A 12,590-nucleotide genomic window follows, 5' to 3' on the forward strand; every position below is an offset into this window, starting at 1 on the left:
CCGATTTCGTCTCGAAGTTGTTTTCTGACTGCAGTCGGTGGCTTTCGGTCCATTCAATTGCCTATCAGTAACCTATCTAGCGACAGAACGGTTGCCGTCACCGGGCCGCCGGAGAACACTCTCCATTGGCAAACCGCGCGGTCGGCGGCTCCGTGTGCACGGCATTGTTATCGGGCGATTTGCGTTGACAGTTGATCATCCACCATAGTTCGATTTGAACCACGAGCCTGATTCTTGTTGCACAAGCAAGCCGGAGAATTTCGACCGCGAGAAATCAACCACATTTGATATTTCAGTGTGTTTTGCAACCGACAAGTCAAAGTCGCACGTTACGGTATTGTAGTCCGATTCGTCATCTTGGTCGACGTTGTATCTCAGCAACCAGTCACACGAAGTCGGGAATACGGCAATCCGGACGTCGAAATCGTCATCCCGTGAGTCGAACAATGTACGGTCAGTTTGGATCGCCGATCGCAGCACGTCCCACGATGTCGGTTTTGAATCGACAATGAATCCGTCATGTTCGTGCCAGTCGTGAAACAATTCGATGGCCGGATATTTCGACGAAAGTTCGATGATTGCAGAAGTAAGAATCTCGCGGAGCTGAGCGAGGGTCAATTCATCGTCGTTGTGAACACACGATCCATCGAACGGTGCCATTGAACTATCGAGACGGTTTTGCAGGTCTGGAGTCATTCAAGCCCGCTAACAATAAATTTACAGAAACAAATCTGCCTAACCCATTAAGCAGTCGGCTCCATTGTCGGAGTAACACCAGGTGCCTGCAAGGTTTGCGAGCCAGACGGGGGAGAATCGGCGAAATATACAGAATTGAACACGTTGCCAGCGAAAGGGGACTTCGACGTACGTTGCCAAGTTTCCTTCAGCTACCGCCGACGGTGCTCTCCTACCACATTTGCACACCCATCTAACCCGCCGAGGTTGTCACAACCGCTGTCAGAACGGGGCGACTCTACGGCACGTCGGTGCAGCTCGACTCGGCAGATTGGGGAATACAGCAAAATGCAGAGGGTATACTCCTCGGGGAGTTGCGCGACCGTCTGAACCAGCGCAGGACGCTTTGGCCGAGGAAGTCTCAGCGGCGCAATCCCCTTCAGCCGAATCGAAAAGCCCGGAACTACTTTGGCACATGGTGCCTGGTAGCGGTGGGCGTATCACGCTTGGGAAGGCTTCTCGGCGGCGGATTCTGGATGCTGGTTCTTGGTGTTTCGGTAGGAGAGCGCTGTTACAGACGCTAGGGCCGCGGAAACTAGAATTGCGAATGCCAAGTTGGGAAGAATCGAGCCCGCAAAGTAAGTTGATTCCGTAGGAGAATCTCCGATACGAATCCACTCGGCGAGCAACCAGGGAAAACCTGCAGTGACGCGCTTGGCATTGCCAAACGGCGTCACGAAACCTCCGAGGTTCATTGCCATGAAGAGTGCCATCATGCCAATAAACCAACGCTTGAAGATTCGCTGCGACATACCGGAGCCCGCCCCACTTGCTATCAATTGGAAGATCCCCAACAAGCATTTGCTTCGTGGGGTAGCGTCAACATAGCAGCTCGAGGGCGGACTTAGCAAAACGACCGTGGTCTCAGTTCGCTTCAAGCACCACCGTCGAGGGTTGGGTGTCGACTAACACCCCGTTCCTGGTGCTTCGGCGCCTGATTGACTAACTCGCGAATGTAAAAAAGTCGCCGTAGATATCACGCGGCCGCGTGATCTAATGAAGTTGCGCCAGTTCGTAGCTACTGTCGCCAGACGGTGGATGCCATGCCGAAGACGTTGGCAATCGTGATCGCCATGCGTGGTTGCGACGGCCTCCACGCTCTGGCGAGCGTAGCTACGGCGCTCGTGGGGCGGAGCGACGGACCACCCTCGGGGTTTTGTCCCCACGGACAAAAAACATGCGGGGAACAACGCGCGGGGTTATGTCGCACCCGGTGGTGACTTGGGCCTGGAAAACAAGGGGTTTCGCCACTTGGGGGGGTGGCAAAACCACTGGAGTTTTGGGCCCATGAATCTAAATGGGGGGGTAGTTGTGGAACAACTTGGGCGCGGGGGATAAACCGCGAGGGCAAAGGGACTGGGGCTCCCCGCGCAACCTACGGGAGAGGGTGCAGGCCTTCGTGGCGGATCTTCCAGGTGCCGTCTTGGGGGAAGCCCGGTAGCGGGGTGTCGCAGTCGTCCCAGCCGGCCACCATCAGGGCGACGGCCGACAGAAACGATCCGTTGGCGGGGAGGTACGTGGCGATCTCGTGCCGGCGAGCGCCGGGGGTGTCGTCCAGACGCCGGGCCTGATCGGAACGCTGAGGACAATGCCCCGTGGCGTAATAGATGTTGTTCGGGCCGTCGCGCAGCAGGATCTCCACCGCGTCCTCGGGGCGGCCGAGGCGGGTCGCAGTCATGGCGATCATCGGGTAGTCCCATCCCCAGATCTTGGTTTCCCAATCCCACTCCGCAAGCACGGCATCGAGGGTCCGGTTCATGGTCGCACGATTCACCATCGGCCCGCCCGGCAGCACGCCCAGCGGCGCGAGCATCGTCGGGTGGTCGTGGCGGCTGTCGAGATTGTCCCAAGTGTCGGGGTGCGAACCGAGCGCTACGTACTTGCCATCCTGTTGCGGTAGCGGCGCCAGGTTGGTGATCACATGGTCCCACTGCTCGTTGCGTGGCAATCCTTGCCGAGTGCGCCACTGCTGCGCGGTTTCGAGCGCCCAACGCCAGTACGCCAGTTCGAAGGACGGGTTCTGACTGGTCGCTCGGTCGTAGATCTCCTGAGCAATCCAGAGCGGCGGGCCAAGCACGTAGGCGTCCTGCTCCTGGTCGTAGTGAACCATTGAAACCAGGCACTCGGCCGTGGCGAACACGAGCGGACTGTAGCGGTCGAGCGTTTCGCGATTGGGAGTGTTTCGATAAAGAAGTTCGGCGAGGTACACAGGATGCGGTTGATTCCACACAATGAGCGGATTGCCACCGGGACTTTCGCGGCCATCGGGACCTACCATCTTGGCCCAGCGAGCCCCCTCGAGCCCCCGGCTCTGGGCCAGTTGGCGCGCGGTGGGCAAGTGGTCGATGTACCACCGCAGGTTCTTGGCGAGCAGTTGGTCGTGCCCCCACAGCGCGAAGTGCGCGGTATGCCACCAGATCATCTCGGTGTGATGCTTGCCATACCACGTGGCACAGGTCAGACCCGTCTCCTGCGGTGGAACCTCGCCCGCGCACTGGACGCCTTCGAGATAGCGGGACAGAACGATCCGCTGTTCCAACTTCGCTGCACGAGGATCGGAGCTACCGGCAAAATCGACCGCACCGCCCTGCGTCCAGTAGTCGCGCCAGTGCTCGGCGGCCGCCTGCAAAGTAGCATCGAAACTGGGAAGCTCCGTCGGCAACGGATCGGGAGCAAACGACACCGTGAACTCGAGCTCCCCATCGCTTGCTTCGAGCACCATGGCGTGGGGCCCGCTATGCTTGGCCTGAGCGTCCCCCACCCAGGCAAGTGTGCAGTGGTAGACCAGCGAGTCTCGCTGCCGCTTGAGGTCGAGACGCTGCTCGGATTGATGCAGCGTGCGCGTCGAGTGGCTGTCGGGCTGCGACCAAGCGAGCGCTGGCGTGTTCTTTACGCTGGCATCGTGGCCGAGAGGGAAGGCGAGTTTCACGGCCAACTTGCCCTCCGCCAAAAGAGGAGAGTTCACTCGCACAGCGATCAGGTCCAACTCGGGATGACACGTGGTCATGACACGAACCGGCTCGCCACGCAGCTTGAACTCGCTGGCGATCACGCCGCGCCACAGGTCGAGCGTTTGCTCGACGTCGGTAATCTCGGACCGGGTGATGGCAGTTCCATCGGCGTGCACAAAAGCGAGTTGCCCAAGAGGATGAATCCGGGGATTGCGTCGCAGCCACTGCCCGGCTTGGTGATCAGCGTTGGTAGGATAGCCGACGACTCGGCCGTCGGCCTCGACATAGTCCTCAAAGGCGTCGGCAAGTTGGTAGCCCTGGGGGTTGGGCTCGGTGTACCACGCCCAGCGGCTGAGCGTCTCGACCGGCACGCCATGGCGATGGTAGTCGTTGGCCAAGGTTTGCAGCCCGGTGACATCGGTCGAGAAGGCAAAGCCGCCGTTGCCCACCGTGACCGGCGCGTTCATGTCGACCGTTTGCAGCACAGGATTGTGCCGCGTCACCACAGCCTGGCGATCGATCGGCTCAGCGCGAGCGACTCCGCAGAGCAGCAAGACGACTATCGGCGCGGTGACGAACTTCGCAGGCATGGTTGTCCTAAGGAACCGGAGGAGTGGCAGAAGTCTTCGAATTGCGAACCGGGCGCCAGTCGTCGTCGCCGCGAAGCACATTCAACTTGCTCAAGCGATCTGCTTCCTTGGCGTCTATCGGCATGGCCCACTGCACTCGCTGGTCGGCGTCTGCCCCTGGCCCAGTGCTTTGGAACTCGCCATAGCGGACGGTCGCTTCGCGCGAGGTGTCGCCCCAGTTGTGCCACCCCTGAGGGCGAACAACCTCGGACATCTCGGTGCTCAAGAACACGGTCATCGCATGCGGCCGCCAGGGCCGACCCAGGTAGACCTGCGTCCCTTCTTCCCCAGTGATACGGCAATGATGAAAGACAAATCCAAAGGGTTGTGCGGGCGGGGTCGACGCGGCGGTGATGTAGCCATCCCGGCGACAGTGGACGTGGCAGTTCTCGAACCAGGCAGTCGCTCCCCCGAAGATGAAATCGACATGACCTTCGATCAGGCAATCCTCGAAGTAAACTCGGCCACGATTCAGAAAGAGGGTATCCTGCCAGCCCAAGAACCGGCAGTTACGGAAGATGAGTTTGTCGCCATCGGTGCGCAGGGCGAGGGCCTGGCCCACCGGACCGGCGCGGTTTTCGATGGTGAGATTTTCAATCTCGAATCCGTCGCCGTCGATCTGCAGCGTCGGCGTGCGAAACGTACCAATCGGCTCGCCATCGGGACCCGGCATGTTGGCGTGCAGCTTGCCAGTGAGAATGGTCGTGGCGGCGTCTTCGCCCACCAGACGCAGGTAGCCACGCTCGCGCTGCACGTAAACTCGCTCGTCGTAGGTACCCGGCTTCACCTGGATAACCCAAGGAGGTCCCGACGGACGGAACGGAGCAGCGTAGATGGCCGCCTGGATAGTGGTGAAATCGCCACTACCATCGGCCGCCACCACAGCGTCGGACTCCTCCGGTGGACCGGACTGGGCCACCGCCGGCATGACGCAGCAAGTCAACAGAATTGCAAGCACTGGAAAGCTGGAGCGTACGATCATGACGTGTTGAGTTTGGATTCGGAGGCGATATTAAGGTTCAATTCAGAGTCGCTCGCCGAGCCACGTGAGCAGCTTGTTCTTGTAACCTTCGTCGAAACGGTCCCATTCGCTCTGGCGATGCGGGGCTCCTTCAATCTTATAGACCTCGCATGGCACGTCCCACTTATTTCCCTCGATCTTGTGCTGAATGTGGAGCGATTGTTGAAAAGAAACACTCCGATCTTCCGTGCCATGAATCAGAAGGATCGGCGGCATGCCGGGGTAAAGGTGGTTGATGGGCGACGCCTTGTAGAGCCGCAACAGGACGTTCTCCAGCGGCTGGTCGTCGGTTACGTTCATCAGATCCCGCAGCGCCTTGCTGGCGCCACCGCGGCGACCGAAGTCCTCCAGAAAATCGGTGGTGGGGGCCAATCCGACGAGCGCCTTGAGACGGTGGGGATCTCGATCGTGGATGGCGGCCAGAAAGGCCAGCTGCCCGCCGGCCGAGTAGCCCAGGATGCCGATTCGATCGGGGTCGCCACCATACTGCCGGATGTGCTGCTTGGTCCACGCGACCGCGTCTTCGACATCCTTAAGGCAGGCAGGCCAGCGATGCTGCGGGCTCAGGCGGTAGTCGATGGATACATAGAGATAACCACCCTGGGTGAGCGTCTTGAGCACCGGCTGAATCATGGTCTTGCGGTCGCCACTTCCCCAACCCCCACCATGCACGACGATCACCACGGGGAGCAGGGCATCTTCCGTGGCGGCGGGCTTCGACTCGGGTGTGACAACGTCCAGCAGAAGCTTCTCGTCGCCGACGCGTTTGTATTCGACAGTGGCTGTCTGGGGTTCAGCGAACACTGCAGTCGACGAAAGCAGCAGGAGAAGCAGCCACACAGTGAACGACCGCCGCAGGATCTGGCTATCTGTAGCTTCGAGAAAATCGCTCACGATCTAGGTCCTCCGCTGCTGATAGAGACACGGCCGGTGCGACTTCGCCATTCTACATTTCATCGACTGTCAGGGAGACTAATGCCAATCTCCTGCCAGCATTTTAACCGCGGTGGCAGGGCAGGAGGCTGTCATGGCGATACGACCGGTGCCCACCAGAAGGACGGCAGCCACGAGGGCTGCGAGTTGGGCAGGCGGCTCGGGCACCGAGAGACGCCTCTGAGCGAGCGCGGGCCGTCCCGAATCGGTGGCTCCAAACCGTTCTCGCCAATAGAGGTAATCGGCCTTGTCCACTATCGTGGGGGAAACCTCTTCGTTCATCAGCGAATTGCCTCCCAGGTGGTTGCGCCAGACGTTGTAGTCGACCAAGCTGACAATGCCGTCGTTGTTGTAGTCGCCCGCTACGCCACTTGGTCCCACGTACCGTCCCGCTTGATAGTTGTTCAATACCTGGGCGTCGCTCAATACACCAGTGTGTACTCGGACATCCGCGAGATAACCATCGAACGGATCGGCGTCGTCGGGGCGTCCCTTGCCGACTTGCAGCTTCGTGTTGGAGGAAACATTCGGCGCGGGACTCATGGTGACCGTCGTGTCGAGCACACCGTTGACGTAGCCCTTCAGGTTGGTGCCATCGTAGACATAAGCCACGTGGGTCCAGCTGGTCGTCAGCGGATCGGTGGCCCAACCAAAATCGTTGCCGTACCATCCCGAGTAAAACCCATTGGAGTTGTGCTCGTCGTAACGAAATGCCCGCAGTGCCGTACCATCGCGAGGATCGGTAGCGCCCCAGGCGACGACTCCATTCGAACCATTGCTAGGATTGTTCGAGTTGGCGTACAGCCAGGCTTCGATGCTGACCGTTGCATTGCCACCAAAGAAGCCGACGTCGAGGGCAGATGTGAGGGCATTGCCCGTTTCGTTGGCAACGTGGAGGCTTCTGACGCCCTCGATCACTCCAACATTGAGTGTGCCGCCGCCAGAGGTCGAAAAGTCGCCAGTTGTTCTGCCCGTGGTGTCCTGGTTGACCCAAGTTGTCGAGTTCTCATCCAGATCCACGGCACGCAGATCCACGACCAGTTCGCCCGCCGTTACGAGCACGGCCTGGACCGGTGTGGCCAGTGCAGCGAACGCGACCACGAAACCACAAAGGGGCAGCCGCCGTCCCCGGTGCAGCACCAGCAAGGAGCCAACTGCAATTGTCAGCAGCAGCGCGGCCGGAGGTTCGGGCACGGCAATCGAGCCTGCCGGCCCGGCATATTCCAGCCACAACGTGTTGCCGATGACCTGCGTCGCAAAGCCGGGAGAGATAGACTGGAAGTCGCCTTGAATCGAAGTGGCCGTAAGAATTTCGAACATTGTGCCGGGCGAGAGATCGACCGTCCCGATAGTCGCTACGTCGAGGTCGCCTCCAAGCATCGCGATGCCACCGACCACGAACTGATCGGCCGTCGTGCTGCTGGCAATGTCGACCTGCAGGCCACCCGAGAGAATCGACAGGTCACCATCGATGGTGGTCGTACCCAGGGCATCCTGGCCGGCGAGCAGAAGCCCACCTTCGACCAGCAAGTCGAATTCAATACTGTCGGCATCCAGCGCGCCACCGGTAAATTCAAAGACTCCATTATCCTGCTTGGTAAGCGCCGGAGTGCGAAGGGTCCCGGCATGCAAGCTGTAGGTTCCGAGCCCGATATTCACGCCGCCGTTGAGCACACGGAGCTCACCACCGTGCTGCGAAATGCGGCTGCTGGCGAGGTCGATGTCGACCTGGTCGGTCACTTCGAGCCAGCCGCTGGTGATGTAAAGGCGGCCGTTTCCGTTCCGACCCGACGACATTTGCAGCGTGCCAGCCTTTTGGCCAACGGCGTCGACGAAAGCCGCCGCATCGACAATGCTTACTGTATCTACCCGCGATGGCTCCCAGTCGTTGCTCCAACGCTTCCAGTCGGCATACCGGCCAATGCCAGTGAACTCGATCGTTCCAATCGCGGGAAAGGCAGCCACGTCGTTCAGGTATTCCTCCAGGTCGGTATAGCCATCGTAGTCGAAGTCCCCATTGTTGTTGGTCACCAGCGGATTGGTTCCATGCTTCACTTCCCATTCGTCGGGCATGCCGTCGCGGTCGGTGTCGATGGGGGCCGACACGCCACCCAGGGTGGGGTAGCCAGCATTCTCGACGGGCAGTTGGTTTTCGTGACTGATCCTCGAGCCGGTGCGGTTGATAACGTTTTGCTGCACGAGTTGGTCGACTTCATCCCGGTCCCACGGGGTTGCTCCAAACTCCTCGAGCACTCGATCGTAGGCCGCCGCGGGATTGGCCGATTGCCGGATCTCCGGCGCGGAAAACGGCGTGGTCACCCAGTTGTACGCGCTGCTGACGACCGATTGATCGGACATCGCCTGGGAGCGACTGTAAGTTATTGGGTCCGCGGCGCTGTCTCCGTCCCTGTCCAAGGCGTTGGTGCCGTAGTACAAGTCGTAGTTGTAATCGCGACCTCCCGTCATCATCGGGCGTCCCGACGAGATGTAGGTGTTGCCATCGAAATTCGCCCTCCAGTGCGGAGTGACTTCGTTCTGCGAATCCCCAGCGATGAAGCCGTTGTGATAGTTGTAAACGACATTGTCCCGCCAGTCGATCAGTTGGGCGCGGGCTTTTGGGTTGCGAGTGTCGTTGTGGGCATACAGGTTGTGGTGAAAGGAAAGATTGCCTGCGTTCTGAATCAGTGAACCGGCGGAGTGATCTTCCAACCCGTAAGAAACGGTGCTGTATTGCAGGGTGAAGTCGCTTGCACCAACCGAAAAGTTTTCGTCGTAGCTGAAGCCAGCGGAGATGTGGTCGTAAATTACCCGCTCGGCGTCCGTGTTCGCGCCAGCGGCATCGACTCGCCCCACATCTTTGCCAGGGCGAAAACGCATGTGACGGATGACAATGTCGTCGCCACCCACGGAAAACTGGTGGCCACGTATTCCAATACCTCCCGGAGCCGTTTGCCCGGCGATGGTAATGTTCTTCTTATTGCTGTTGATGCCCAGCTTGCTGTTGATGTTGATCCAGCCGCCCACGTCAAAGACAATTGTCCGGCCACCACTGGGGGAGTTGTCGATGCCGTAACGCAGGCTGCCACTACCGGAATCGCCCAAGTTGGTCACATGGTACACATCGCCGCCGCGGCCGCCATTGGCGTACGCGCCGAAGCCCTCGGCCTGCGGGAAGGCCTTCATCTGGGCGAAGGCCGCGGGAGCCATGCAGACGACCGCCGCCATCAAGGACAGCGCTGGCACGGTGAGCGAAAACGACCTGCTTAGGCGGGCGAATTGGGCCAATTGAGACAATGCGGGGAACATGGATAGCAATCAACTTATCGTAGGAGGGAGGGCAGTCGCAGCGACTTTCGATCCTTCGTTGGTCGTTCGTTTATGCACCTGAAAGCTGTGGAAGTCTGCGTGCGACTCGTCGCCGGTGCAGACGATGCCGACCTTGGCGCCAATCCATTTGCCGGCCGTTGCCTGGAACGAACCGCCAAGTGAGGTGAAGGATTGCCCGTCGCCGCTGTAGGAGAACAGGCACGTGGCGTCGCCGTGCACTTCGACTCGCAACCACACCACACTCTCGTCGCTGGACGAGGCGTCTGGCAGCACAACCAACTCGTCGGACGCGTCGCTTTGTACTCGTTGCACTTGCAGTCGATCTCCCTGCCTCGAAACGAGCAGTCCGGCATAGGTTGCTCCAACCACGACCAACCCAGCACTTACGGAGGTACCGTCCTGTGGCAGCGAAAGGTGCGTGGTGGCCGTAAACTGCTGACAGGGGAACTTTTGCAGCAGCAAGTGCGGGGCATCCGACAACCTGCCCCCGGAAGCCGGTTGTGCGAACAGGCGAAGGCGTCCAGGCTCCGCGTCTAGCGAATACCAATCGTCATGATGGTTGGCGTGCCACTGCCATTGAAGGCCCAGAGTCGGCGTATCGAAGTTGTCCGTATCTTGCAGGAGCACGGGCGACGCCTTCTGTTCGAACGCGGGGACCGGATGCTCCGAGACCGGCTCGCCAACGCCATGCTCGTCCTGTTCGAGCCCCATCAGCGGCCACCCATCCTGCCATTTGACGGGTTGCAGATGGGTGATCCGTCCGTACGGCCCGGCATCCTGAAAATGGACAAACCACCACTGACCGTTTGGGGTATCGACCAGCGCCCCCTGGTGCGGACCATTCACAGCCGAGGTGCCCTGCGCGAGAACGATACGGTCTTCGTACGGGCCGAAAACCGCGCGCGACCGCAGAGCCACCTGCCAACCTTCCTCTACCCCGCCCGCAGGCGCAAGGATGTAGTACCAGCCATCTTTCTTGAGAAACTTGGGTCCTTCGATGATGGGATGCTTTTCTGGCTGCTCGAAGACCACCTGTCCTTCGCCCATCAACTGCGACGCGTCGGGAGCCATCGGCACCACCTGCAAGCGGTGGCGAATTCCCGAACGCGAATGGGCAAAGGCGTGCACCAGATAGGCATTGCCATCGTCATCCCACAGCGGGCAAGGGTCGATCAGCCCCACGCCTTCCTGCAGCAAGTGAGGCGGTGACCAACGGCCGCGCGGATCGATGGCCGTAGTGACATAGATACCTTCGTCCGGCATAGGAAAGAAGATCCAGAACCGGCCATCGTGATGACGAATCGCCGGGGCCCATACTCCGCAGCCATGCTGGACCTGCTGGTAGCGTTCCGAAGGGAGATTCCGGACGGCGTGGTTGATGATTTGCCAATGAATCAGATCGCGCGAATGCAGTACCGGCAGCCCCGGCGTGCAGTTGAAGCTCGAGGCGGTTAGATAAAAGTCGTCGCCGTGCCGGACGACATCGGGATCGGAATAGTCGGCACAGATAATCGGATTGCGATATCGCGCGGCGGCTGGCGACCACAGTTTACTCGAGTCGAAATGCTTATGCGCTCGCTTGGTGGTCGGAGTTGGGCGATCGGTGCTCACTGTGATGCCCCTCCACCGATTCGCGGAACAAGAATCTGAATGGCGAGCAACGACAGCAAGTACATCCCCGAGAAGTACGCGAAGACATAGACGTAGCTGCCGGTAGTCTCCAAGATGTAGCCGGTGAAGCCGTTAACAAAACCACCGGTAAAATAGGAGACAAAACCGCCCAGGCCCACCACGGAACTAATCGCGTCCTTCGGCATGGTATCGGAGACAACACTAAACAGATTGGCCGACCACCCTTGGTGAGCTGAGCCGGCAACCCCCACGATCAGAACAGCCATCCAGACCGATGCCACAAATGGCGCGAGAAACACGGGAACGACCGCGATCGCACAAATCAACAAAGTCGTCTTGCGAGCCAGATTGATACTGAGGCCACGATCCAATAGTTTCTGTGCGAGCCAGCCACCGACCACACCACCGCCCATCGCGATCGCAAAGAACACGGCGGTCCAAAAACCGGTTTGTTCGAGTTCCAGATGAAAGTTCTTCTGCAGGAAGTCGGGGATGAAGAACTGGTAGAAGCCCCAGGCCGGCCCCGCAAGAATGCTGGCGAGCACATAAGCCCAGACGGCTCGATGGCCAAGCAGCGATACCCAAGGACGACTGGGGGCAGCCTCTTCCTCTATCGGTTGCCCGTCGCGAATGTACTCGAGTTCCGAGGGCGACACACGCGGACAGTTCTCAGGAGCATCGTATATCCTCCACCAGGCGACCACCCACAGGAATCCCAAGGCACCCGTCATATAGAAAGTCATCTCCCAGCCGACCAGACTGAATATCCAAGGCACGGCGATCGGGCAGACGATGGCCCCCACATTGCTGCCGGTGTTGAACCAGCCGGTTGCCAGTGCTCGCTCTTTGACAGGAAACCACTCGGCCACGGTCTTGATGGCGGCGGGAAAATTGCACCCCTGCGCGAGACCGAGAACGATCCTCGCCGTGACGAATCCTGCGACTGTCATGGGAATGGTCAGAGTGGCCCAGACCACGCTCTCCTCGGCCCAGGAGAATGCAGGGTACGTCATGCGAAACTGCTCATTGACTCCGATCAGTCCACACAGACCGTGAGCCATCGCGGCAAGGCTCCAGATGGATACGAATATCGGCAGGCCTCGGCTGACTCCGAGTCGGTCCATCAGCCGACCGCCAAACAAGTATCCAAACGCATAGGCAAAAGAGAATCCTGCGGCGATGTAACCGTAGTCGGTTTCGCTCCAGCCCAGCTCCTCACTCAGCGGAGCCTTCAGGATGCCGATCGTCAGACGATGCAAGTAATTCACGACGACCGAGAAGAATAGCAGCGCGCAGATCACCCACCGGAAGTTACTGGCCGGTCGTGTAGTGGGTTGTCCGTCTTGCGACATCGTGCTTTCC

8 protein-coding genes are annotated in these 12,590 nt (G+C 59.6%); all 8 read right to left on the reverse strand.

Annotated features, from left to right (window positions below; genetic code table 11):
- Positions 1-195: 195 nt before the first annotated feature.
- Positions 196-660: a hypothetical protein gene (locus NG895_RS08605; protein WP_252852072.1), complete on the reverse strand. Its 465-nt coding sequence runs from the start codon at positions 658-660 to the stop codon at positions 196-198.
- A gap of 515 nt (positions 661-1,175) precedes the next feature.
- Positions 1,176-1,487 carry a hypothetical protein gene (locus NG895_RS08610; RefSeq protein WP_252852073.1) on the reverse strand — a complete coding sequence of 104 codons (312 nt, stop codon included), beginning with the start codon at positions 1,485-1,487 and terminating at the stop codon, positions 1,176-1,178.
- A gap of 623 nt (positions 1,488-2,110) precedes the next feature.
- Entirely contained in the window at positions 2,111-4,276 is a 2,166-nt protein-coding gene (locus tag NG895_RS08615; RefSeq protein WP_252852074.1) for a hypothetical protein, read from the reverse strand.
- 7 nt (positions 4,277-4,283) lie between these two features.
- Positions 4,284-5,297 (reverse strand): pectinesterase family protein, encoded by a 1,014-nt coding sequence (locus NG895_RS08620; protein ID WP_252852075.1) that lies wholly within the window; start codon positions 5,295-5,297, stop codon positions 4,284-4,286.
- Positions 5,298-5,339: 42 nt separating this feature from the next.
- Positions 5,340-6,230: an alpha/beta hydrolase gene (locus NG895_RS08625; RefSeq protein ID WP_252852076.1), complete on the reverse strand. Its 891-nt coding sequence runs from the start codon at positions 6,228-6,230 to the stop codon at positions 5,340-5,342.
- Between the two features lie 78 nt (positions 6,231-6,308).
- Positions 6,309-9,575 (reverse strand): LamG-like jellyroll fold domain-containing protein, encoded by a 3,267-nt coding sequence (locus tag NG895_RS08630; RefSeq protein ID WP_252852077.1) that lies wholly within the window; start codon positions 9,573-9,575, stop codon positions 6,309-6,311.
- Positions 9,576-9,584: 9 nt separating this feature from the next.
- On the reverse strand, positions 9,585-11,207 hold the full coding sequence (locus NG895_RS08635) for a glycoside hydrolase family 43 protein (RefSeq protein WP_252852078.1): 1,623 nt from the start codon (positions 11,205-11,207) through the stop codon (positions 9,585-9,587).
- Entirely contained in the window at positions 11,204-12,580 is a 1,377-nt protein-coding gene (locus NG895_RS08640; protein WP_252852079.1) for an MFS transporter, read from the reverse strand. Before NG895_RS08640 ends, NG895_RS08635 begins: the two co-directional genes overlap by 4 nt.
- Positions 12,581-12,590: the final 10 nt, after the last annotated feature.

The organism is Aeoliella straminimaris, from assembly GCF_024054565.1.
GTDB classification, from domain to species: Bacteria; Planctomycetota; Planctomycetia; order Pirellulales; family Lacipirellulaceae; genus Aeoliella; species Aeoliella straminimaris.